The organism is Bacillus sp. ISL-51 (genome assembly GCF_018613535.1).
Lineage (GTDB): Bacteria > Bacillota > Bacilli > Bacillales > Bacillaceae > Bacillus.
The window spans coordinates 156950-179247 of the sequence record NZ_JAGGQB010000006.1; the positions used below are offsets into that span (position 1 = coordinate 156950).

The 22298-nt window shown below is 45.1% G+C and carries 24 protein-coding genes, 2 tRNA genes, 1 pseudogene and 1 riboswitch; of the genes and pseudogenes, 24 read left to right on the forward strand and 3 right to left on the reverse strand.

Annotation, left to right across the window (positions count from 1 at the left end; all coding sequences use genetic code 11):
• Positions 1-87 precede the first annotated feature (87 nt).
• From J7E26_RS09405 to J7E26_RS09440, 8 genes are all read left to right on the forward strand, one after another.
• A complete protein-coding gene (locus J7E26_RS09405) occupies positions 88-672 on the forward strand; it encodes a fatty acid metabolism transcriptional regulator FadR (RefSeq protein ID WP_061523149.1) in 585 nt (194 codons plus the stop codon).
• Between the two features lie 13 nt (positions 673-685).
• On the forward strand, positions 686-1465 hold the full coding sequence (locus J7E26_RS09410) for an enoyl-CoA hydratase (protein ID WP_214798043.1): 780 nt from the start codon (positions 686-688) through the stop codon (positions 1463-1465).
• 13 nt (positions 1466-1478) lie between these two features.
• A complete protein-coding gene (locus J7E26_RS09415; protein WP_214798044.1) occupies positions 1479-2252 on the forward strand; it encodes an electron transfer flavoprotein subunit beta/FixA family protein in 774 nt (257 codons plus the stop codon).
• Between the two features lie 32 nt (positions 2253-2284).
• The gene (locus tag J7E26_RS09420; protein ID WP_214798045.1) at positions 2285-3262 is read left to right on the forward strand and encodes an electron transfer flavoprotein subunit alpha/FixB family protein; all 978 of its coding nucleotides are present in this window, start codon (positions 2285-2287) and stop codon (positions 3260-3262) included.
• A 219-nt stretch (positions 3263-3481) separates the two neighbouring features.
• Complete coding sequence (locus tag J7E26_RS09425) at positions 3482-4969, forward strand: alpha-N-arabinofuranosidase (RefSeq protein ID WP_214798046.1); 1488 nt, start codon at positions 3482-3484, stop codon at positions 4967-4969.
• A 158-nt stretch (positions 4970-5127) separates the two neighbouring features.
• Positions 5128-5442, forward strand: coding sequence for a thioredoxin (gene trxA / locus J7E26_RS09430; protein WP_061523030.1), 315 nt, complete (start codon positions 5128-5130; stop codon positions 5440-5442).
• A 138-nt stretch (positions 5443-5580) separates the two neighbouring features.
• Complete coding sequence (gene uvrC / locus J7E26_RS09435) at positions 5581-7353, forward strand: excinuclease ABC subunit UvrC (RefSeq protein WP_214798047.1); 1773 nt, start codon at positions 5581-5583, stop codon at positions 7351-7353.
• A gap of 61 nt (positions 7354-7414) precedes the next feature.
• A riboswitch (Lysine riboswitch) is annotated at positions 7415-7594 on the forward strand.
• Between the two features lie 125 nt (positions 7595-7719).
• Positions 7720-8949, forward strand: a complete 1230-nt coding sequence (locus J7E26_RS09440; protein ID WP_214798048.1) for an aspartate kinase — start codon at positions 7720-7722, stop codon at positions 8947-8949.
• 47 nt (positions 8950-8996) lie between these two features.
• On the opposite strand, the gene J7E26_RS09445 is transcribed toward J7E26_RS09440, so the two are convergent.
• The gene (locus J7E26_RS09445; protein WP_061523028.1) at positions 8997-9443 is read right to left on the reverse strand and encodes a YslB family protein; all 447 of its coding nucleotides are present in this window, start codon (positions 9441-9443) and stop codon (positions 8997-8999) included.
• Between the two features lie 295 nt (positions 9444-9738).
• On the opposite strand from J7E26_RS09445, the gene sdhC reads away from it, so the two are divergent.
• The 13 genes from sdhC (at position 9739) to J7E26_RS09510 (ending at position 18762) form a co-directional block, all read left to right on the forward strand.
• Positions 9739-10347: a succinate dehydrogenase cytochrome B558 gene (sdhC, locus tag J7E26_RS09450; protein WP_061523027.1), complete on the forward strand. Its 609-nt coding sequence runs from the start codon at positions 9739-9741 to the stop codon at positions 10345-10347.
• Positions 10348-10380: 33 nt separating this feature from the next.
• Positions 10381-12141: a succinate dehydrogenase flavoprotein subunit gene (gene sdhA / locus J7E26_RS09455; RefSeq protein ID WP_214798049.1), complete on the forward strand. Its 1761-nt coding sequence runs from the start codon at positions 10381-10383 to the stop codon at positions 12139-12141.
• A 2-nt stretch (positions 12142-12143) separates the two neighbouring features.
• Entirely contained in the window at positions 12144-12902 is a 759-nt protein-coding gene (sdhB, locus tag J7E26_RS09460; protein WP_214798050.1) for a succinate dehydrogenase iron-sulfur subunit, read from the forward strand.
• Positions 12903-12960: 58 nt separating this feature from the next.
• The gene (locus J7E26_RS09465) at positions 12961-13398 is read left to right on the forward strand and encodes an acyl-CoA thioesterase (protein WP_214798051.1); all 438 of its coding nucleotides are present in this window, start codon (positions 12961-12963) and stop codon (positions 13396-13398) included.
• A 119-nt stretch (positions 13399-13517) separates the two neighbouring features.
• A complete protein-coding gene (gene gerE / locus J7E26_RS09470; RefSeq protein ID WP_003184172.1) occupies positions 13518-13742 on the forward strand; it encodes a spore germination transcription factor GerE in 225 nt (74 codons plus the stop codon).
• 173 nt (positions 13743-13915) lie between these two features.
• Positions 13916-14356, forward strand: a complete 441-nt coding sequence (locus J7E26_RS09475) for a MarR family winged helix-turn-helix transcriptional regulator (protein ID WP_214798052.1) — start codon at positions 13916-13918, stop codon at positions 14354-14356.
• 7 nt (positions 14357-14363) lie between these two features.
• The gene (racE, locus tag J7E26_RS09480) at positions 14364-15182 is read left to right on the forward strand and encodes a glutamate racemase (RefSeq protein ID WP_214798053.1); all 819 of its coding nucleotides are present in this window, start codon (positions 14364-14366) and stop codon (positions 15180-15182) included.
• A gap of 115 nt (positions 15183-15297) precedes the next feature.
• Entirely contained in the window at positions 15298-16383 is a 1086-nt protein-coding gene (locus tag J7E26_RS09485) for a GerMN domain-containing protein (RefSeq protein WP_214798054.1), read from the forward strand.
• Between the two features lie 110 nt (positions 16384-16493).
• A complete protein-coding gene (gene rph / locus J7E26_RS09490; RefSeq protein WP_061523020.1) occupies positions 16494-17231 on the forward strand; it encodes a ribonuclease PH in 738 nt (245 codons plus the stop codon).
• A 12-nt stretch (positions 17232-17243) separates the two neighbouring features.
• Positions 17244-17840 carry an XTP/dITP diphosphatase gene (locus J7E26_RS09495; RefSeq protein WP_214798055.1) on the forward strand — a complete coding sequence of 199 codons (597 nt, stop codon included), beginning with the start codon at positions 17244-17246 and terminating at the stop codon, positions 17838-17840.
• Positions 17841-17857: 17 nt separating this feature from the next.
• On the forward strand, positions 17858-18367 hold the full coding sequence (locus J7E26_RS09500; protein ID WP_214798056.1) for a YfcE family phosphodiesterase: 510 nt from the start codon (positions 17858-17860) through the stop codon (positions 18365-18367).
• A 112-nt stretch (positions 18368-18479) separates the two neighbouring features.
• Positions 18480-18553: transfer RNA gene (locus J7E26_RS09505), tRNA-Arg, on the forward strand.
• Between the two features lie 135 nt (positions 18554-18688).
• Positions 18689-18762 (forward strand) — tRNA-Arg (locus J7E26_RS09510).
• 90 nt (positions 18763-18852) lie between these two features.
• On the opposite strand, the gene J7E26_RS09515 is transcribed toward J7E26_RS09510, so the two are convergent.
• Positions 18853-19191: a site-specific integrase gene (locus J7E26_RS09515; RefSeq protein WP_214798058.1), complete on the reverse strand. Its 339-nt coding sequence runs from the start codon at positions 19189-19191 to the stop codon at positions 18853-18855.
• Positions 19192-19244: 53 nt separating this feature from the next.
• Between J7E26_RS09515 and J7E26_RS09520 the strand changes: the two genes are divergently transcribed.
• The 3 genes and pseudogenes from J7E26_RS09520 to J7E26_RS18260 all read left to right on the forward strand — a co-directional run bounded on the left by J7E26_RS09520 (position 19245) and on the right by J7E26_RS18260 (position 21541).
• Complete coding sequence (locus J7E26_RS09520; RefSeq protein ID WP_003327077.1) at positions 19245-19391, forward strand: hypothetical protein; 147 nt, start codon at positions 19245-19247, stop codon at positions 19389-19391.
• A gap of 338 nt (positions 19392-19729) precedes the next feature.
• Positions 19730-20896: an MFS transporter gene (locus tag J7E26_RS09525; protein WP_214798060.1), complete on the forward strand. Its 1167-nt coding sequence runs from the start codon at positions 19730-19732 to the stop codon at positions 20894-20896.
• 459 nt (positions 20897-21355) lie between these two features.
• Positions 21356-21541, forward strand: a pseudogene (locus tag J7E26_RS18260) (hypothetical protein).
• Positions 21542-21588: 47 nt separating this feature from the next.
• Here the strand turns inward: J7E26_RS18260 and J7E26_RS09530 are convergent.
• Positions 21589-21924 carry a DNA helicase gene (locus J7E26_RS09530; protein ID WP_214798062.1) on the reverse strand — a complete coding sequence of 112 codons (336 nt, stop codon included), beginning with the start codon at positions 21922-21924 and terminating at the stop codon, positions 21589-21591.
• Positions 21925-22298: the final 374 nt, after the last annotated feature.

Consider the following 22298-nt stretch of genomic DNA (forward strand, 5'->3'; position numbering starts at 1 on the left):
AGAAAAACTTGACAAAGTACAGATTCCTTTTTATCATAAAGTTATGAATGAATAGTCATTCATTTATCGAAGGAAGGAACGATGACATTGAACCAAAAACGGCCAAAGTATATGCAGATTATTGATGCAGCAGTAGAAGTCATAGCGGAAAACGGCTACCACCAATCACAGGTGTCCAAAATCGCCAAGCAGGCCGGTGTAGCGGACGGCACCATCTATTTATATTTTAAAAATAAAGAAGATATTCTCATCTCGCTCTTCAAAGAAAAGATGGGCCAGTTCATTGAACGTATGGAAGAAGAAGTAAAAGAAAAAACGACGGCAAAGGAAAAACTGGCTCTCGTTATTAAACAGCATTTTTCGCTGCTCGGCAATGACCGCCACCTCGCGATTGTAACCCAGCTTGAGCTCAGACAGTCGAATATCAAGCTGCGCCTGAAAATCAATGATATTTTAAAAGGCTATTTAAACATGCTGGACACCATTTTGACCGAAGGAATAAAGTCGGGCGAATGGAAAGACAATCTCGACGTCCGCCTCGCCCGGCAGATGATATTCGGGACAATAGATGAAACAGTGACAACGTGGGTGATGAATGATCAGAAATATGATCTGCCGGCTTTGTCAGACAAAGTTTTAGAACTGTTGGTGTCAGGAATTCATCAAAACTAAAGGGGGTTGACAGATGAACAGCCTTTCAATGGCGGTTGAACAGTCTGTCGCGGTGATCACCATTAATCATCAGCCGGCCAACGCGCTATCCGGCCGAATTTTAGATGAACTGTCCGGTATGTTTGACCGGTGTGAAGCGGATGACGGCGTAAGAAGCATCATCATTCGCGGTGAGGGGAAATTTTTCTCGGCGGGAGCGGATATAAAGGAATTCACTTCACTTGAAAATCTTAAACAATCTTCTGCCATGGCGGATAAAGGCCAGCAGCTGATGGAAAGAATCGAAGGATTTCCGAAGCCCGTGATCGCAGCGATTCACGGCGCTGCGCTCGGCGGCGGGCTTGAGCTTGCAATGGCCTGCCATATCAGAATCGCCACAATGGACGCCAAGCTCGGCTTGCCTGAGCTGAATTTAGGCATCATTCCCGGGTTTGCCGGGACGCAGCGCCTGCCCCGGTACGTCGGAACGGCGAAAGCGCTCGAGATGATCGGCACCTCAGAGCCTGTTACCGGGGAAGAAGCGCTCAGCCTCGGGCTTGTCACGATCGGCGCCAAGGATGAGGCGGAGCTGCTTGCAAAAGCAAAGGCTCTCGCAGGCAAGTTCGCGGAAAAAAGCCCGCAGTCAATGGCCTATCTGCTTGAGCTCCTTTATTCAAGCAAGGTATATTCTTATGACGGCGGCTTGAAGCTTGAAGCGAAGCGCTTTGGAGAAGCATTTGCATCAGACGACGCAAAAGAAGGCATTCAGGCATTTCTCGAAAAAAGAAAGCCTCAATTCGGTGGGCGAAGATAAAGGGGATAAGAACATGAATCTATTTGTACTGATGAAACGGACGTTTGACACAGAAGAAAAAATCGTCATTGAAGCAGGAAAGATTCAGGAGGACGGTGCCGAATTTATCATTAATCCGTATGATGAATACGCCATTGAAGAAGCCATTCAGCTGAAAGAACAGCATGGCGGTTCCGTTACAGCGGTTACCGTCGGCGGCGAGGAAGCAGAAAAAGAGCTGCGCACGGCGCTGGCGATGGGCTGTGATCAAGCGGTTTTAATCAATATTGACGACGATCTCAGCGATCCGGATCAATATTCGGTATCGGCCATTTTATATCATTATCTGAAGGATCAGGACTTTGACCTTATTCTCGGCGGAAATGTCGCGATTGACGGCGGTTCCGGCCAAGTGGCTCCAAGGCTTGCCGAGCTTTTAAACATTCCGTGCATCACAACGATCACAAAACTTACGGTCAAAGGGGATGAGGCTGTGGCGGAAAAGGATAATGAAGGGGACACCGAAATCATTAAAACGACTCTGCCGCTTCTTATCACTGCCCAGCAAGGTTTAAATGAGCCGCGTTATCCGTCGCTTCCGGGAATTATGAAGGCGAAGAAAAAGCCATTGGAAGAGCTTGAGCTTGATGATCTTGACATTGACGAGGATGATGTCGCTCCGAAAATCAAAACGATTGAACGTTTTCTGCCGCCGCAAAAAGAAGCGGGAAAACTTCTGGAGGGAGAAGCGGCCGAGCAGGCGAAAGAGCTTGTATCACTGCTGAGAAAAGAAGCCAAAGTCGTGTAAACCGATATTTAAAGAAACTGGGGGATGTCAGAATGGGAAAAAAAGTGATCGTACTCGGAGAAATTCGTGACGGCGCCTTACGGAACGTCACCTTTGAAGCTATAGCCGCAGGCAAAACCATTTCCGGCGGCGGAGACGTGATCGGCGTATTGATCGGAAAAGGCGCAGCTGATACAGCATCCGAGCTTATACAATATGGAGCTGATAAAGTATTCACAGCCGATGCGCCCGGGCTGGCTCATTACACAGCTGACGGGTATGCCGCAGTGCTTGGGGATCTGATCGAAAATGAAAAGCCTGATGCGGTCATCTTCGGCCACACCTCAATGGGCAAAGATTTATCACCGAAGCTTGCGGCCCGTTTTGAAACAGGCTTGATTTCTGACAGTACGGATGTAAGCGTTACCGGAGAAAATATCGTATTTACAAGACCGATCTATTCCGGCAAAGCCTTTGAGCGGGTCATCTCAACCGATCCTATGATTTTCGCGACAATACGCCCGAATAATATTCAAGCGTTAGAAAAAGACGCAAACCGCAAAGGCGGCATCGAACAACTTGACGCGGAATCGGCAGATTTACGGACAATTATTGAAGAAGTAGTGAAAAAAACAGCGGACGGCGTGGATTTATCAGAAGCGAAGATTATCGTTGCCGGAGGCCGCGGTGTGAAAAGCAAAGAAGGATTCGGGCCTTTAGAAGAGCTCGCCGAGGTATTAGGGGCGGCAGTAGGCGCTTCACGCGGTGCGTGCGACGCGGATTATTGCGACTATTCGCTCCAGATCGGCCAGACCGGAAAAGTAGTCACACCGGATCTTTATATCGCCTGCGGCATTTCCGGAGCGATCCAGCATTTGGCGGGCATGTCAAACAGCAAAGTCATCGTTGCGATAAATAAAGACCCGGAAGCTGAGATTTTTAAAATAGCGGACTACGGAATTGTCGGCGACTTGTTTGAAGTAGTCCCGCTTTTGACACAGGAATTTAAAAACGCTAATATCCATTCGTAACCGAAACCCTCTGGCAGTTGCTGTCAGAGGGTTTTATTTTTTAAAATTAGTTCGTACAAATATACAAATAATAAAAGGGTATGTTGACATGTACGAATGAATATAATAAGCTTTCTGTAAAAGCGCTTACAAACTTAAAGATGATCATTTCAGCATAACATCATAGATACATAGATTGGCTGTAGTGCTTTTCATTTTATCAGAAAGGAATGATCAAGTTTGTCTAAAAACACGGCAGTCATTCAAACGGATATCATCGAAGGAATAATTAATAAAAATATATACGGACATTTCGCAGAGCACTTGGGAAGAGGGATATACGAGGGCATCTGGGTTGGGAAGGATTCCGACATTCCGAATGCAGAGGGGATCAGGACAGACGTCGCACAGGCTCTGAAGAAGCTGAACATCCCCGTCCTCAGATGGCCGGGAGGCTGTTTTGCAGATGAATATCACTGGGCAAACGGAGTCGGTGAACGCAAAACCATGCTTAACACCCACTGGGGCGGAACGATTGATTCCAATGAATTCGGCACGCACGAATTTATGAGGCTGTGCGATCTGCTCGGCTGCGAACCGTATATCGCCGGAAACGTCGGCAGCGGAACTGTTAAGGAAATGGCCGATTGGATTGAGTATATGACATTTGAGGCGGGCACTCCTATGTCCGATTGGAGAAAGGAAAACGGACGGGCAAAACCGTGGAAACTGAAATACGTCGGCATAGGGAATGAAAACTGGGGCTGCGGCGGAAATATGCATCCAGAGTATTATGCTGATCTCTACCGCAATTTTCAAACCTATGTCCGCAATTACAGCGGAAATGAAGTCTATAAGATTGCCGGCGGCGCAAACGTTGACGATTACCGCTGGACAGAAATCTTAATGAAAAAAGCTGCTGATCTCATGGATGGACTAAGCCTGCATTATTACACGATACCGGGAGACTTCTGGAAGGGTAAAGGCTCCGCGACGGAGTTTTCAGAAGATGAATGGTTCATTACGATGAAAAAAGCGGCGCATATGGATGAGCTGATTACAAGACACAGCACAATCATGGATCAATACGACCCGGATAAGCGGGTCGGTTTGATCATTGACGAATGGGGCACATGGCTTGATCCTGAGCCCGGCACGAATCCGGGTTTTCTTTATCAGCAAAATACAATTCGCGACGCGCTCGTCGCCGCATCTCACTTTCACATTTTCCATCAGCATGCAAGCCGCGTACAAATGGCCAATATCGCGCAAACGGTAAACGTGCTGCAGGCGATGATCCTCACAGAAGGGGAGAACATGCTGTTAACGCCGACGTATCATGTGTTTGATATGTTTAAAGTCCATCAGAATGCTTTCCTTTTAGCTTCAGAAACAAAAGCGGCCCGATATGAATGGAAAGACGGACAGCTGCCTCAAATCAGCATTTCGGCGTCGAAAAATAAAGCGGGTGACATCCATATCAGCCTTTGCAATATTGATCATCTGCAAAAGGCCGATGTGAAGATTGAGCTGAGGGGGATGACAAAGAGAGGGAATCCTTTTGGAACCATCCTGCATTCCGAAAAAATGAACGCCCGCGACACATTCAACAGTCCGGAGAACGTCAAGCCGAAACCGTTCACCGGATTCACAGTCAAAGACGGAAAGCTGGGTGCGGAACTGCCTCCGATGGCAGTCGTTTTACTTACGCTGCCGGCATCAAAATAACAAGGTTTGAACACCTGCACAGGAGTTATAATACACTATATAAAGAAGATTATTTCCGGCAAAATCAGGGGATGATAAATTATAAGCATTAAATTAGCATGAACGAATGGGAGATGCTATACTAAAAATCATCATTTGACAATTGGAGGAATAAACTAATGGCTATCGTAAAAGCAACTGATCAATCGTTCTCAGCTGAAACAAGTGAAGGTGTCGTATTAGCTGATTTTTGGGCTCCTTGGTGCGGACCTTGTAAAATGATTGCACCTGTTCTTGAAGAGCTTGATCAAGAAATGGGCGATAAAGTAAAAATCGTAAAAATCGACGTAGATGAAAACCAAGAAACAGCCGGTAAATACGGAGTAATGAGCATCCCGACACTTCTCGTCTTAAAAGACGGCGAAGTTGTTGAAACTTCTGTCGGCTTCAAACCAAAAGAAGCCCTTGAAGAGCTTGTAAACAAACACCTGTAAGCCGGCAGCGACATGTCCGGCCGGGCGATTCCTTTTAAGGGGTCGCCTTTTTTTATCTTCCAAAAGCTGAGAATGGAGAAAAACAAATGTTCGTGATACACTGAATGAAGAGAGAACTAACGTAAGGAAGGGTAGCGTATGAATAAACAACTGAAAGAAAAGCTGGCCCTCCTTCCCGATCAGCCGGGCTGTTATTTAATGAAAGACCGTCAAAAAACAGTCATTTACGTGGGGAAAGCGAAAGTACTGAAAAACAGGGTGCGGTCCTATTTCACCGGCTCTCACGACGCGAAAACCCAAAGGCTTGTGACGGAAATCGAGGACTTTGAATATATCGTGACTTCCTCCAATCTTGAAGCGCTTATTTTGGAAATGAACCTGATCAAAAAGTACGATCCGAAATACAATGTCATGCTGAAAGATGACAAAACCTATCCCTTTATAAAAATCACCCATGAACGCCATCCGCGTCTGATCGTCACCCGAAATGTCAAAAAAGACAAGGGGCGCTATTTCGGCCCGTATCCGAATGTGCAGGCAGCGCGGGAAACGAAAAAGCTGCTGGACCGCTTATACCCGCTCAGAAAGTGTTCGAAGCTTCCGGACCGCGTCTGTCTGTACCACCATCTCGGGCAGTGCCTGGCGCCTTGTGTAAAGGATATTTCTGAAGAGACGAACCGTGAGCTTGTCGAAGACATCACCAGATTTTTAAAGGGCGGTTATAATGAAGTCAAAAAAGAACTGCAGTCAAAAATGACAGAGGCAGCGGAAAAGCTTGAATTTGAACGGGCTAAAGAATTCCGCGACCAGCTCACCCACATCGAATCAACGATGGAAAAGCAAAAAATGACGATGAATGACCTTGTGGACCGCGATGTGTTTGCTTATGCGTACGATAAAGGCTGGATGTGCGTCCAAGTCTTTTTCATACGGCAAGGAAAGCTGATTGAACGGGACGTCAGCATGTTTCCGATGTATCAGGAAGCCGACGAAGAATTTCTCACCTTTATCGGCCAGTTTTACTCTAAAAACAATCACTTTCTGCCCAAGGAAATTTTAGTGCCGGACAGCGTTGACCAAGACATGATTGAGCAGCTGCTGGAAACGGGCGTGCATCAGCCGAAAAAAGGGCCGAAAAAAGAACTGCTCATGCTTGCCCATAAAAATGCGAAAATCGCTTTGCGGGAAAAGTTCTCCTTAATCGAACGGGATGAGGAACGGTCAATCGGAGCGGCAGAAGGCCTGGGAGAAGCCCTGAACATTTATACGCCGCACAGAATCGAAGCATTTGACAACTCCAACATCCAAGGGACAAACCCGGTGTCGGCTATGATTGTATTTATCGACGGAAAGCCGAATAAAAAGGAATACCGCAAATATAAAATTAAAACCGTTACAGGGCCTGACGATTACGGTTCAATGAGGGAAGTCGTCAGAAGAAGATATACGAGAGTGCTCCGCGAAAACCTTCCGCTGCCGGATTTAATCATCATTGACGGCGGAAAAGGACAGATCAACGCGGCTCGTGACGTGCTGGAAAATGAGCTCGGTTTGGATGTGCCGATAGCGGGCTTGGCGAAGGACGATAAACACCGCACGTCCAACCTTTTGATCGGCGACCCGCTTGAGCCGGTATTTCTGGAGCGGAACAGCCAGGAATTTTATTTGCTTCAGCGCATACAGGATGAGGTGCACCGCTTTGCCATCAGCTTCCACAGACAGATTCGCGGAAAAAGCGCCTTTCAATCCGTATTGGATGATATACCCGGAATCGGTGAAAAACGCAAGAAGATGCTCCTGAAGCATTTCGGCTCTGTTAAAAAAATGAAGGAAGCAAGCCTTGATGATATTAAGAAAGCGGGCGTTCCCGCAGCGGCGGCACAGCTCCTGTTTGAAAAGCTGCAAAAATAGTATTGTACTTTACTGAAAAATCTGCTAGAATGTGAACTAATTTCATAAGATCGTGTTATATGGTGAAGATAGAGGTGCGAACTTCAATAGTAAGCCTTTGGAGAATGATGGATTCTGCGAAAAGGGCTGAAAGGGGAGCGTCGCCGAAGCGAATAACATCCCATCGGTGTCATTTGCTGGCCTTGCATTAAATAAATGTAAGGCTGTCAAGAAATTATTTTCTTGGAGGGCTATCTCGTTGTTCATAATCATTCGTGATGATATGAAAAAAGCAATGAGAGCAAATCCTCTCATTGCTTTTTTTATTGTGGACAAAGCGCTCTTTCTCCTCACCCGCACGAACCAAAATGTAAAGGGTGGTCTAGTATGGGTCTTATCGTACAAAAATTCGGAGGTACTTCCGTCGGCTCTGCCGAAAAAATTCAAAATGCCGCAAATCGCGCCATTGCTGAAAAACAAAAAGGCCATGATGTCGTGGTTGTCGTTTCGGCAATGGGCAAATCAACGGACGCGCTGGTCAATCTGGCGGCGGAAATTACCGGTGAGCCGAATAAACGCGAAATGGATATGCTTCTGTCTACGGGAGAGCAGATTACAATTTCGCTGCTTGCCATGGCGCTTCAGGAAAAAGGCTATGACGCCGTCTCCTATACAGGCGGGCAGGCGGGCATTCGCACCGAAGCCGTCCACGGCAGCGCCAGAATCACGGATATAGATGTCACCGCGATTCAAGCACGGCTGGCAGAAGGAAAAATCACAGTCGTCGCAGGCTTTCAGGGAGTGACAGAAGACGGCGGAATCACGACGCTCGGACGGGGCGGATCGGATACAACCGCAGTTGCCCTTGCCGCTGCATTGCAAGCGGATAAATGCGACATCTACACCGACGTTCCCGGTGTCTTTACGACCGATCCGCGTTACGTCCGGTCAGCGAGAAAACTGGCGGGGATTTCCTACGATGAAATGCTGGAGCTTGCAAACCTCGGGGCCGGCGTTCTGCATCCGCGAGCGGTTGAATTCGCGAAGAATTATCAAGTGCCTTTGGAAGTGCGGTCAAGTACGGAACCTGAAGCGGGAACATTAATCGAGGAGGAATCATCAATGGAGCAGAATTTAATCGTCAGAGGAATTGCATTTGAAGACCAGATCACAAGGGTGTCCGTTTCAGGCCTCGCAAGCGGACTGACAACACTTTCTACCATCTTCACCACACTTGCGAAACGAAACATAAATGTCGACATCATTATTCAATCACAGGCAGGCGGCGGCGAAACGGACATTTCCTTTTCTGTCAAAACAGAAGACGCCGCCCAAACGGTCTCAGTGCTTGAAGAATATAAAAACGCGCTTGATTATGAAAAAATTGAAACGGAAAGCAAATTAGCGAAAGTATCCATTGTCGGCTCCGGCATGGTGTCAAATCCGGGCGTGGCTGCGGAAATGTTTGCCGTACTGGCTGAAAAAAATGTACAAGTGAAAATGGTCAGCACATCTGAAATTAAAGTATCAACGGTTGTCAGTGAAAATGATATGGTGAAAGCGGTCGAAGCGCTTCACGATGCGTTTGAACTCTCAAAGCAGCCGTCTGCCGTATAAAACGGCAAGCCAAAAAGGCGGGACTGGCAGTCACCGCCTTTTTTCATTTACACGGGATCTTTCATATCCCATTTTACCGTCAGAACGACTTTATCGGCTCTTTTCTTTACTTGTTCATAAGATTCTGCAATCTGATCATTCATCAATTGAATCTGTTCGGCGATAAAACCGGCTTCAAGCTGGAAACACGGCTCTTTTTGATGTTTAAGCCTGCTGGAGACGAGCGGGCCCTCCAGTTCGAATTCAAGCTCCTGTTTTTTTGTTCCGGCGTTTGTAAGGGTTCCCCATCCGGCTTTTTCAAAGAAGGCGGGGATTTCTTCCCATGATTGAAGAGGAAATTTGCGGGCGAGGCGTTTGCCTGCCCAATACATCATGGATGAATGATCCGGACCGAGTATATCCGGAAGCACGATTTCCCGGATCAATTCGTAGCCGTATGCACTGACGTCAAGTTCAGATAAGGTTTCTAAAGCTGCTTCATAATTATTCTTCATATATGTATTCCCCTCTTTCCTTCGTTTATTATAGCTTAAACAGGGGGGAGGATTACAGGATGATCCTTTAAAACTCGTGAAAAAATGTGAGAATGATATTGCAGGAAAATAAAATTTTCCCGCCAAATGTTCAATTCGGAAAATTATAATTTATGTACACGTTTTCTTGACGCCCTTTTGAGGGAGGAGTAAAATGAAATTGTCAATAAATTTTAATAAAGTGCTTACAATTGAAACGAAGTGGGGGCAGAGATTTTAGTACATTTCGCACTTAAATCAAACAGGGGGTAAAGTAATGTCTGGGAACAGAGAGTTTTATTTTCGAAGATTGCATTCCTTGCTTGGCGTCATTCCGGTCGGCATCTTTTTAATTCAGCATTTAGTCGTCAACCAGTTTGCTGCAAGGGGAGCAGATGCGTTCAATAAGGCGGCCGGCTTTATGGACAGTCTGCCGTTCAGGTACGCCTTAGAAATTTTTATTATTTTCTTACCTTTAATTTATCATGCGGTTTACGGTGTGTACATAGCATTTACTGCGAAAAACAACGCTGGCCACTATAGTTATTTCAGAAACTGGATGTTTGTGCTTCAGCGTGTCACTGGTATTCTCACCCTTATTTTCGTCAGCTGGCATGTATGGCAGACACGGATTGCCGCACAAATGGGCGCGGAAGTCAATTTTGATATGATGGCGAACATTTTAAGCTCGCCTGTCATGCTCGGCTTTTACATTGTAGGCGTTTTATCGGTGATTTTTCACTTTTCAAACGGCTTATGGTCTTTTGCGGTCACATGGGGAATCACTGTCACGCCGCGTTCTCAAAGAATTTCGACTTACGTGACGCTGATTATATTTTTAGCGCTTTCATACGTGGGTCTAAAAGCGATTTTTGCATTTGTGTAAGAGAACTAGATTACTAGAGGGAGAGGGGCTATCATGAGTCAATCAAGCATTATCGTAGTCGGCGGGGGTCTTGCCGGCCTCATGGCGACAATAAAAGCAGCGGAATCGGGCACAGCCGTTAAACTGTTTTCAATCGTTCCGGTAAAACGGTCTCATTCGGTCTGCGCGCAAGGCGGTATAAACGGAGCGGTCAACACAAAAGGGGAAGGCGACTCTCCGTTTGAGCATTTTGATGACACCGTGTACGGGGGAGACTTTTTAGCGAACCAGCCTCCTGTAAAAGCGATGTGCGAAGCGGCGCCGTCTATTATCCACTTATTGGACCGCATGGGGGTTATGTTTAACAGAACGCCGGAAGGGCTGCTTGACTTCCGCCGTTTCGGGGGTACACAGCATCACAGAACCGCATACGCGGGAGCGACGACGGGACAGCAGCTTCTGTACGCGCTGGACGAGCAGGTGCGCAGATATGAAGTTGCGGGGCTTGTCACGAAATATGAAGGCTGGGAATTCCTCGGCGCCGTTCTTGATGACGACAGAACATGCCGCGGCATCGTAGCCCAAAATCTGACCAATATGCAAATTGAGTCATTCCGTTCTGACGCCGTCATCATGGCGACCGGAGGACCGGGAATCGTGTTCGGAAAATCAACAAACAGCATGATCAATACAGGTTCTGCTGCATCTATCGTCTATCAGCAGGGAGCATACTACGCTAACGGCGAATTTATCCAAATTCACCCGACAGCAATCCCGGGCGACGATAAACTGCGTCTGATGAGTGAATCGGCCCGCGGTGAGGGCGGAAGAGTATGGACATATAAAGACGGAAAACCTTGGTATTTCCTTGAAGAAAAATATCCGGCTTACGGAAATCTCGTGCCGCGGGATATTGCGACACGCGAAATCTTTGATGTGTGCGTCAATCAAAAACTCGGCATCAACGGCGAAAACATGGTCTATCTCGATCTCTCACACAAAGATCCGAAAGAGCTTGATATCAAGCTTGGCGGCATTATTGAAATCTATGAAAAATTCATGGGTGACGACCCGCGCAAGCTTCCGATGAAAATCTTCCCTGCTGTCCACTATTCAATGGGCGGTCTGTGGGTCGATTACGATCAGATGACAAGCATCCGCGGACTGTTTGCAGCCGGTGAATGTGATTATTCAATGCACGGAGGAAACCGTCTAGGGGCAAACTCTCTGCTTTCCGCCATCTACGGTGGAATGGTTGCCGGACCGAATGCAGTGAAATATGTATCAGGCCTTGAATCATCTGCGGAGGATATGCCTTCAACTCTATTTGACGCCCATGTGAAAAAAGAGGAAGAAAAATGGGCGGATATTATGAAAATGGACGGCAATGAAAATGCCTACGTGCTGCACCGCGAGCTTGGAGAATGGATGACTGCCAACGTGACGGTGGTCCGCCACAATGACAAGCTGCTGAAAACAGACGATAAGATTCAAGAGTTAATGGAACGGTATAAGAAAATCAATATCAATGATACGACAAAATGGAGCAACCAAGGCGCCATGTTCACCCGCCAGTTCTCTAATATGCTCCAGCTTGCCCGAGTTATCACACTCGGTGCATACAACCGAAACGAAAGCAGGGGAGCGCATTATAAACCTGATTTCCCTGAACGTAACGATGAGGAGTTCCTTAAAACGACGATGGCAAAACATGCCGGTGCGTTTGAAGCGCCGGAGTTTCACTATCAGGATGTCGACGTTTCATTGATTGCGCCCCGCAAACGCGATTACTCGAAGAAGAAGGTGGCGAAATAATCATGAGTGAGAAAAAGATACGGTTTATTATCACCCGCCAGGATACGCCTGAAAGCACGCCATACGATGAAGAATTTGAAATCAATTACCGTCCGAATCTGAACGTCATTTCTGCGCTGATGGAAATCCGCAGAAACCCTGTCAACGCAAAAGGGGAAAAGACTACCCCCGTGGCTTGGGACATGAACTGTCTTGAAGAAGTGTGCGGCGCATGCTCCATGGTAATCAACGGAAAACCGCGCCAATCATGTACGGCCCTTATCGATAAGCTGGAACAGCCGATCCGCCTGAAACCGATGAAAACATTCCCGGTTGTCCGTGACCTGCAGGTTGACCGCAGCCGAATGTTTGATTCACTGAAAAAAGTCAAAGCGTGGGTGCCGATTGACGGGACTTACGATTTGGGCCCGGGACCGAGAATGCCGGAAAAACGCCGCCAATGGGCATATGAATTGTCAAAATGTATGACATGCGGCGTTTGTCTGGAAGCCTGCCCGAACGTCAACAGCAAATCTAAATTCATGGGGCCTGCTCCAATGTCGCAAGTGCGTCTCTTTAACGCTCATCCGACAGGAGCAATGAACAGGTCCGAACGTTTAGAAGCCCTAATGACAGAAGGCGGCCTCGGGGACTGCGGAAACTCACAAAACTGTGTCCAATCCTGCCCGAAAGGCATTCCGCTGACGACTTCAATCGCTGCGTTAAACAGAGATACCAATTTACAAGCATTCCGCAATTTCTTCGGAAGCGACAGAGTATAAGAAACAGAAAACAGCCTCTTCCGCACGGGAGAGGCTTTTTTATAAGGAGCTGAAGGTTATGAAAAAACCGCCGTATATTGACATGCCATTTGAAGAATGGAGAAAGTCGTTCTCGTTTTTTACCGAGGTCTCAGTACGTTTTTCAGAAACGGATATGTTTGGCCATATGAATAATGTAACCCCTTTCATTTATTTCGAAGAAGCGCGGATCTCCTACTTCAAACAGCACCGCATCAAGGCGGAGAACACAGAAACGATCACGGTTGTTGCAAGCCAGCAATGTGATTATATGCGTCAGGTCATGCCTTATGAAAATCTGCGGATCTATGTCAAAACAAGTGCGGCCGGAAACGCGTCCGTCACCCTTCATTATCTAGGGGAAAATGAATCAGGCCAGCCATGCTTTACCGGTTCCGTCGTGATGGTCCAAGTATCCAAAAAAAGCGGCAAGGCCGTCAGCTGGACGGAGGAAGAGAAAGGAATGCTGCTCTCCTGAACGAATAACTATTTCTCTTAGAGACGTCACCTCCAATGCGCTCCTTACATATGATATCTTGACTATATAAACCCATTCGTTTAGATTCGCTCTCACCTTAGCAAGGAGGGTTACAATACTTGAAGGAGAAAGAATTTCAATCAAAGCCGCTGCTAACAAAAAGAGAAAGAGAAGTATTCGAATTGCTCGTTCAAGACAAGACAACAAAGGAGATTGCAAGCGAGCTGTTTATCAGTGAAAAAACTGTACGGAATCACATTTCAAATGCCATGCAGAAATTGGGTGTGAAAGGGCGTTCGCAAGCCGTTGTCGAGCTTCTTAGAATGGGTGAGCTAGAGCTCTGATTCTTGCCGGTTTTCCTTCTTTAAGAGAAGGAGCCGGTTATTTGTTTTGCATCGGAATTCCGTATACCTTACTCTTCCTTTTTCTCTGTCAGTCTTGCATTTTCTTAAAAAAAGAAGGAAAATAGACACGGAGCACATAAGCCCAGAAAGATCCTTGAGTGAGGGATGGACAAATGACATCAAAATCTGTAGAGCATGTTGCGGATATCGAAAAATCACTCCGCCATATCGCTGCAATCATTAAACAAAAAGGAAGAGAAATCCTTAACCAATATGCAATTACACCGCCGCAGTTCGTGGGTCTTCAATGGCTGTACGAGTTGGGGGATATGACAATAGGCGAATTATCAGGCAAAATGTATTTGGCTTGCAGCACGACGACGGATCTGATTGACCGCATGGAAAAAAATAAGCTTGTCGAGCGGGTGAAGGATCCGGCTGACAGACGTGTCGTCAGAATTCATCTTCTCGCTGAAGGAGAACGCATTATTCAAGAAGTGATTTTAAAAAGGCAGGCCTATTTGCGTGATATGTTCGAAACATTTTCCGATGAGGAAATAGCCGTCTTCGAAAAATCATTACTGAAACTGCAGCATGAAATGAAAAGAAAATGAGGCGATTTTGTTGGAACAGCCGATAGGAGTCATTGATTCCGGGGTTGGCGGGTTAACCGTTGCTAAGGAAATCATGAGACAGCTACCGAAGGAAAATATCATTTATGTGGGAGACACGAAACGCTGCCCATACGGCCCGCGTCCTGAACGGGAAGTGCTTCAATATACGTGGGAAATGACCAATTACCTGCTGGAGAACCACCACATTAAAATGCTCGTGATCGCCTGCAATACGGCGACGGCAATCGCATTGGAAGATATTCAGGCAAAAACGGACATTCCGGTTGTCGGCGTAATTCAGCCGGGGGCGAGGACGGCGATAAAGGTGACGAAAAATCAGCATATCGGCGTCATCGGCACTGTAAATACGATCAAAAGCGGAGCTTATGAACAGGCGCTGCTTAATTTAAATGCCGGGCTTCACGTTGAAAATACGGCTTGTCCGCTGCTTGTGCCGTTTGTGGAAAGCGGGCGGTTTCTTAATGAAACAGCGGAGGAAGCCGTTGAAGCATCGCTGTATCCGCTGAAGGGGACACCGATCGACACCCTGATTTTGGGGTGCACGCATTATCCGATTCTGAAAGAGCCGATCCAAAGCTATATAGGGGAGCATGTAAAGATTATTTCCTCCGGTGACGAAACAGCGAGGGAAGTCAGCACCATTCTTTCATATAAAGGCTTGTTAAACCAATCGAAACATATGCCGGAGCATCAATTTCTCACAACGGGAGAGCGAAACCGATTTGCAAAAATTGCTGAAGACTGGTTCGGCCATGAAATCGGTCATGTCGAGTGCATTTCGCTCCAAGAGCCGGTCAGAAAATAAATCACAAAACCCGCCGTGAAAAGCGGGTTTTTTTGCGCTTCCCGGAAAATCTCGGTCTATTTCCTGAAAGGGGCTCGTATACATCATAGTACAAACAGCCTTAGGAGGGAAAAGTATGCTGAAAAAAGGACCTGCAGTCATTGCTGCAACATGTCTTACTTCGGCTTTTGTTTTATCAGGATGCGGCTTGTTTCAATCCGATAAAACAGCCGGGGAGATTGATCCGCCTCAAGACGTTTCATACGTAAAGGATGAAACGGGTATTCAGGCAAAAACGAAGCAATCAGAAAAAAACAGCACCTCTAAAGCCGAGCAGCCCGCGAATACGGTAATGAGAGAGCTGTATTTGATTGATAAAAACGGCTACGTTGCGGCACAGACGCTGCCTCTTCCGAATAGCGAAGGAAGCGCGAAGCAGGCGCTTGAGTATCTGGTACAGGGCGGACCTGTATCGGAAATTCTCCCGAATGGCTTCAGAGCCGTGCTCCCCGCCGATACGACGGTTAACGTTGACATTAAAAAAGACGGCACCGCAGTCGCTGATTTCTCTAAAGAGTTTAAAAACTATAAAAAGGAAGATGAGCAAAAAATCCTTCAGTCCGTTACATGGACACTCACTCAATTCAGCTCAATAGACAAAGTCCAGCTCAGGATCAACGGACATGAGCTGAAAGAAATGCCTGTGGGCGGCACTCCGATTACAAGCGATGTAAGCAGAAAAGACGGGATTAATATTGAAACGGCCGGTGTTAACGATCTGACGGATACGCATCCTCTTACTGTCTATTACTTGGCGGAAACAGAGAACAGCGAGTATTACGTGCCTGTCACAAAACGGATTGAGAATTCGGAGAAAAATGACATTGCCGCCGCCATAGAACAACTGGCAGACGGGCCGGGCAAAGCAAGCGGGCTGCTGACCGATTTCAATAACGATGTCAAACTGCTCAGCAAGCCGAAAGTAAAAGACGGGCAGGTCACGCTGGATTTTAACAGCTCAATTTACGGAAGCGCAGATGAAAAAACAAAAATGGTGTCCTCGGGCGTGCTGGACAGCATTGTGCTGACATTAACGGAGCAGCCGTCGGTAAAAAGTGTTTCTATAAAAGTAAACGGAAAATCAGAACTTGTGAATGAAAAAGGAGAATCCCTTTCAAAACCTGTTTCAAGACCGTCACAAGTGAATACGGGTAGTTTTTAATTTGGGATTTTTGATATACTAGTAAAAAAGAGGTTAGCGTTCCGGCTGCCTCTTTCTTTATTCATCATCCGGAACAAAAAGGTTTATGTACATATAATCGGAGGTAAAATATGAGACACGACGGAAGACAGCATGATGAGCTGCGTCCCATCACATTTGATTTGGATTTTATCACTCACCCGGAAGGCTCTGTTTTAATTACGGCGGGGAATACAAAGGTCATCTGTAACGCATCAGTGGAGGACCGGGTGCCGCCATTTTTACGGGGAGGGGGAAAAGGCTGGATTACCGCGGAATACAGCATGCTCCCGCGCGCAACAAATCAAAGAACGATAAGAGAATCATCAAAAGGAAAAGTGTCCGGCAGAACGATGGAAATTCAGCGTCTGATCGGGCGTGCGCTTCGGGCTGTCGTTGATTTGGAGAAGCTCGGCGAACGGACGATCTGGATTGACTGCGACGTCATTCAGGCCGACGGCGGCACAAGAACCGCCTCCATTACCGGCGCATTTCTGGCAATGGCCATCGCTATCGGCAAACTCGTAAAAACCGGCGTCATCAAAACGTCTCCGGTGACAGATTATCTTGCGGCCATATCTGTCGGAATTGATAAAGAGCAAGGGCTTCTTTTAGATTTAAATTATGAAGAAGACTCTGCGGCTGAAGTTGACATGAATATCATTATGACGGGGAGCGGCCGTTTTGTGGAGCTTCAGGGAACGGGAGAAGAAGCTACCTTCTCACGCGAGGATTTAAACGGACTTTTAAGCCTTGCGGAAGAAGGAATCCAAACACTCATTCAAAAGCAAAAAGAAGTGCTGGGAGATTCGCTGCCTGAACTGAAATAACGATAGAAAGGCTTGATCAGCGTGAAAGAAGCAATTATTGCGACACACAATCCTGGAAAAGTAAAAGAATTTAAGGAGATACTTGAACCGAAAGGCTACAGCGTCTTCTCATTGGCGGAGATCGGATTTACGGAAGACATAGAAGAAACCGGACAAACCTTTGAAGAAAACGCCATTTTAAAAGCAGAGGCCGTCGCCAAAGCCGTAAACAAAATGGTCATTGCAGACGACTCAGGTTTATCGGTAGACAATCTGGGCGGCAGACCGGGCGTATACTCCGCCCGTTATGCCGGCGAATCAAAAGACGATACGGCCAATATAGAAAAGGTGCTTTCTGAATTAAAAGGCATTGAAAAAGAGCAGCGCACCGCCCGTTTCCGCTGCGCGCTGGCCGTCAGCATGCCGGGACGGGAAACAAAAACAGTCGAAGGGCACGTTGAAGGGTATATCGCAAAAGAGCCTGCCGGAAACAACGGCTTTGGCTATGATCCCGTCTTTATCGTGAAGGATAAAGATAAAACGATGGCTCAGCTGACAAGCGCTGAAAAAAACAAAATCAGCCACAGAGCTGACGCGCTCAAAAAACTGTCAAAACTGCTGGATTCGTAAGAGGAGGGCGTTTTGCTATGAAAGTTTTGGTCATAAGCGACAGCCACGGGCTCGAGGACGAGCTGAGCGCAATTGCCAAGCGGCATGAGGCTGAAGCTGATCTTTTGATTCATTGCGGTGATTCAGAGCTCGAAGCCGCACATCCGGCGCTCAAACCGTATCATGCAGTAAAAGGCAACTGTGATATGGGCGGCGGGTTTAAGGACGAACTCCTTATATCCGCAGGCTCAAGAAAAATCCTCGTTGTTCACGGACATCTTCACGGCATTAAACAGTCTCTGTTAACTGTTTTCTACCGGGCGGAAGAGCTGGGAGCGGACATCATCTGCTTTGGGCATTCACATATTGCCGGCAGTGAAATGCTGCGCGGCAAGCTTTTGATCAACCCGGGCAGCATCCGCCTGCCGAGAGTGCGAAATGTCAAGAGCTATGCCATTCTTACCTTGTCAAATGATGAAGCAAACGTGACTTTTTATGATGAATCAGGACGGGAAATCAGCGGCATGGAAAATAAAATCTGCTTTTAATGTTCATGGGGAAGAATCATTTCTTCCCCATGAAAAAGTTTCTAAAAAATCATTGACTTATCTTTTGAACCTGTATATAATAAATCTTGTCGCTGATACATAAGTAAAAGCTGTCCCAGTAGCTCAGCTGGATAGAGCAACGGCCTTCTAAGCCGTCGGTCGGGAGTTCGAATCTCTCCTGGGACGTACGAAAAAAGAGCTGGTGAAATCAGAGTGAAACCTGATAGCGCTGGCCTTTTTTATCGATTAACCTGTCTTTTTACATGTTGTAATTGTATTAAAACTATGTTAAAATGATTATCGGAATTGTATTATTTTCATGTCCCAGTAGCTCAGCTGGATAGAGCAACGGCCTTCTAAGCCGTCGGTCGGGAGTTCGAATCTCTCCTGGGACGCTACAAAAAACCTTACAACCACGCTGTTTGTAAGGTTTTTATTTTTTATACATTTTGCAAAGGAGCTCATATCTGTAAGGGTGTCCATATTCATTGGAGAATAAAAATAGATGTCCTGGCCACTTCCATAAATTTTTCATTTTCCATTTGTTGCTCTAGCTTTAGTAAACGTAACTTTTTAAAAGCCTTCATTAGCTCAGCAGGTACAGATACTTTTCTCGCTCTATCAGATTTCGTAGATTTTAAAATCAAACCTTGGCCTTCAACTGTTACAAATGCTTGGTCAATCGTTATAACGTTGTTAGTGAAGTCTAGATGCTTATCTTCGATTGCAGCTGTCTCTCCTTCACGCGCTCCTAAAATGGCAGCAGCTTGTATGATTAATTGCCAATAACTGTTCCTCAGATGAATTTGCTTTTTTATCAACATATATTAAAATAGATAAAACTATTTACTACTACTAAGAAAGGAGGCAAAAAGTCATGGAAGCTGTTTTCAGAAGAATTGCAACAGAAGTAAAGTCATATTTACATCTAGGAGATTTACTTTCAATGGGACCAGTCTGTCCTTTTTTAAGCAAACTTCATATAGAGACCAGCGACCGGAAGCTTTTTGTCTTTTTATTTTAGAATCTGCAGAAAACCCTTAAATGGTTTGTGCATCTTGATTAAATACTAAGCAATAACCAGACGCCGGTTTTATATGGCGTCTTTTTGCGTTATACAGGTGAAGAATTGAGATGAATACGTGTATACAGTCTCTTGTTGGATGAAATTCATGAAAAAGTGGACAAAGATCAGGTAAGGAACCATCAAATAATGAAAAACCAAGTTGCAATAATTGGTGTGGTCCCAGGAGTTTTAGAAAGGGTGAGATAATTGTTTAAAAAACTTAGGCAATATAGAAACGTTTCAGTGTTCCAAACGCTTCTAATTTAGAAAAATAATTAGAAGCGAGGAGTAATAATATGAAAAAACAAAAAATCTTTAATAAATCATTTCTATTTTTATTTATAAGTAACTTTTTAGTATTTATAGGGTTTGAAATGTTGCTGCCTATTTTACCAGCCTATTTGTTAAGCATGAATGCCTCTTCCATTCAAGTAGGTCTAATGACAACATTATTTACACTAGGCGCTGTTCTAATCAGACCTTTTGTAGGGTACTATTTAATTGATAACCAACGGAAAAGTCTTGCCATTATTGCAAGTATAGCTTTAATGATTATTACAATGCTATATCCTTTTCTTCATATTATTTGGCTTTTGCTATTGTTACGACTCTTCCATGGCGCAGCGTGGGGGGTATCAACCACAGCCAATAGTACAATTGTAGTCGATTTAATTCCTAAGACACGGTTAGGAGAAGGTATAGGGTATTTTTCTATTTCAACAACGGTCGGGGCTATCATTGCGCCGAGTGTAGGTATCCTTATCTATGGCTCTTTTTCCTTCAATATTTTAATTTGGTCATCCGTAGTACTCAGTCTATTGGCAGTAATTGCGCTTCAATTTGTATATTCACCTGCTCCTGTTAAACAAGAGAGGCAGCCATTTCAATTTTTTGAAGCGATTTTTGAAAAAGACGCATGGTTCCCAGCGTTACTGACGGTTATTACAACACTTAGTTTTGGAGCGATCATTACTTTTTTAGTTCTTTTTGGAAAACAAAAGGGATTAGATCATATTTTTCTATTCTTCCTTATCAATGCGACTGTCTCTACTTTACTGCGTCCGTTTACAGGAAAATGGTATGACAAAAAAGGACCTTGGTCTATCATCGTTGTGGCAGCAGTTCTAGGATTTTTGTCACTTGTCATGCTGTCTTATACGACAAATAATCTTTATCTTATTATTGCAGCGATTTTATTTGGCGCTGGTTATGGAACTGTTATGCCATGTTTACAAACATGGACGGTTCAAAAGGTAAGTGAAGAAAAAAGCGGCGCTGCCAACGCAACCTTTCTTTCCAGTTTTGACGTTGGTGTTGGAGTTAGCGCATTTGTATTAGGGATTTTAGCTGAATGGATTAGTTTAGAGATGATCTTCCGGGTTGTTAGTCTAAGTTTTATTTTTGTTGCTGTTTTAGTCTATAAGGATTTTTCAAATGAAAAGAAAAGGTATAAAAATATATAAAATCGATATAAAAACAAATCAGGTATCCCGTTAGGATACCGAAATCCAAAAAAACGATGAAAAGTAGAGGAATTTTAACTCACCATAAAACAAAAAAGGCTTACAAACGTTTATTTAAAAGTATTCCTGAACATTCTATAAAAATGTAAAAACTAAATGGTACAGCCTTCTAGCCGTCGGTCGAGAGTTCGAATCTCTCCTGGGACGTATGAAAAAAACTTCAAACCTTATGCTGGGTTTGAGGTTTTTTTGTTTTGAATGATTATTAGTTCGAATTTTATTAAATACGTAACTAATGACTCGTATTAAAAGAAACAAATGTAAAATATTTTTATATATATGAAACCTAATTAACTATTTACCGTAATAAATATATGTAAATAATCTTAAGGCGGCCTTAGGTAATAGAATTCTGTGTTTCTTTTCTTCATATAGAAAGACAGCGGGAGGAATATACGTTTGAAGTACGCATTTGCATATAAAAATAACAATATAGAAACGATTTTTTGCGGAAAAGAAGAGCTGTTTTAGGAATGTAAACAATTTTTGATCACTCAATGCCATTTAAGCATTGTAGAAGTGTCGAGAGATGACTATTATATGGAGCAGGAAGTCAATCGATGGAATGACCGATATACATTGTAAACAGACGGACAGAGATAGAGAAACCGGCCTTATTCGGCCGGTTTCCGTTATCTGAATCCGCCCGGCGCGCTGAAGCCTCCGGAATGTCCGCCGCTAAAGCTGCCGGCTCCGATGGCGCCCGGATGTGACCCGGTGCTGACGCTTCCCCCAATATCAGTCAATGCCGGATAAGGGGTGTATTGCTGTGCGCTGTATCCCAGCGTGCTTTGCATCGGCTGCTGTCCGTAGCCGTGTGCGGGGTATCCTCCATGCTGGTAAGGAGATACGTGGTGATAAGGATATGTCTGCATCGGCGGTGAAGGATAATAAGCCTGGGGCGGCAGGACCGGTAAAGGCGGAAATCCGGGAGGCAGACCTTGCATGCCTGAAAACATCTTATTCATTACATCACTCATTTCTTCGCAAGATAAGAACAGTGTATGCTTATATCTCCGTAAAGAGCCTGTATCATTCGAGCGGATTATCTTACAAGTCCCACGGCAGAAATGCGTAATAAAATATGACATGTTCGTATGAAGGCAGAAAATTTTCGGGTAATCTTAGGAGATTAACAAAAAAATTATAAAAACTTTTAATGTTTATAGATCCTTATAAATCAATAATGAAAGCGTATACAAAATAGATTGATTAATCTAAATTATCTAATAATTATAAAAATGCTGTTGACACTGCCTTCAAACGGGCGTAATATGAGTTCAAACAAAAATAAACAAATGATTCACACTAAAGAGAAAACTTATAAAACACTGAAAAAAAC

Coding starts and splice junctions, on each gene's coding strand:
- J7E26_RS09410 (WP_214798043.1), top strand. CDS start 686: ATGAACAGCCTTTCAATGGCGGTTGAACAGTCTGTCGCGGTGATCACC.
- J7E26_RS09415 (WP_214798044.1), top strand. CDS start 1,479: ATGAATCTATTTGTACTGATGAAACGGACGTTTGACACAGAAGAAAAA.
- J7E26_RS09420 (WP_214798045.1), top strand. CDS start 2,285: ATGGGAAAAAAAGTGATCGTACTCGGAGAAATTCGTGACGGCGCCTTA.
- trxA (WP_061523030.1), top strand. CDS start 5,128: ATGGCTATCGTAAAAGCAACTGATCAATCGTTCTCAGCTGAAACAAGT.
- uvrC (WP_214798047.1), top strand. CDS start 5,581: ATGAATAAACAACTGAAAGAAAAGCTGGCCCTCCTTCCCGATCAGCCG.
- J7E26_RS09440 (WP_214798048.1), top strand. CDS start 7,720: ATGGGTCTTATCGTACAAAAATTCGGAGGTACTTCCGTCGGCTCTGCC.
- J7E26_RS09445 (WP_061523028.1), bottom strand. CDS start 9,443: ATGAAGAATAATTATGAAGCAGCTTTAGAAACCTTATCTGAACTTGAC.
- sdhC (WP_061523027.1), top strand. CDS start 9,739: ATGTCTGGGAACAGAGAGTTTTATTTTCGAAGATTGCATTCCTTGCTT.
- sdhA (WP_214798049.1), top strand. CDS start 10,381: ATGAGTCAATCAAGCATTATCGTAGTCGGCGGGGGTCTTGCCGGCCTC.
- sdhB (WP_214798050.1), top strand. CDS start 12,144: ATGAGTGAGAAAAAGATACGGTTTATTATCACCCGCCAGGATACGCCT.
- J7E26_RS09465 (WP_214798051.1), top strand. CDS start 12,961: ATGAAAAAACCGCCGTATATTGACATGCCATTTGAAGAATGGAGAAAG.
- J7E26_RS09475 (WP_214798052.1), top strand. CDS start 13,916: ATGACATCAAAATCTGTAGAGCATGTTGCGGATATCGAAAAATCACTC.
- J7E26_RS09485 (WP_214798054.1), top strand. CDS start 15,298: ATGCTGAAAAAAGGACCTGCAGTCATTGCTGCAACATGTCTTACTTCG.
- rph (WP_061523020.1), top strand. CDS start 16,494: ATGAGACACGACGGAAGACAGCATGATGAGCTGCGTCCCATCACATTT.
- J7E26_RS09500 (WP_214798056.1), top strand. CDS start 17,858: ATGAAAGTTTTGGTCATAAGCGACAGCCACGGGCTCGAGGACGAGCTG.
- J7E26_RS09515 (WP_214798058.1), bottom strand. CDS start 19,191: ATGTTGATAAAAAAGCAAATTCATCTGAGGAACAGTTATTGGCAATTA.
- J7E26_RS09520 (WP_003327077.1), top strand. CDS start 19,245: ATGGAAGCTGTTTTCAGAAGAATTGCAACAGAAGTAAAGTCATATTTA.
- J7E26_RS09525 (WP_214798060.1), top strand. CDS start 19,730: ATGAAAAAACAAAAAATCTTTAATAAATCATTTCTATTTTTATTTATA.
- J7E26_RS09530 (WP_214798062.1), bottom strand. CDS start 21,924: ATGAATAAGATGTTTTCAGGCATGCAAGGTCTGCCTCCCGGATTTCCG.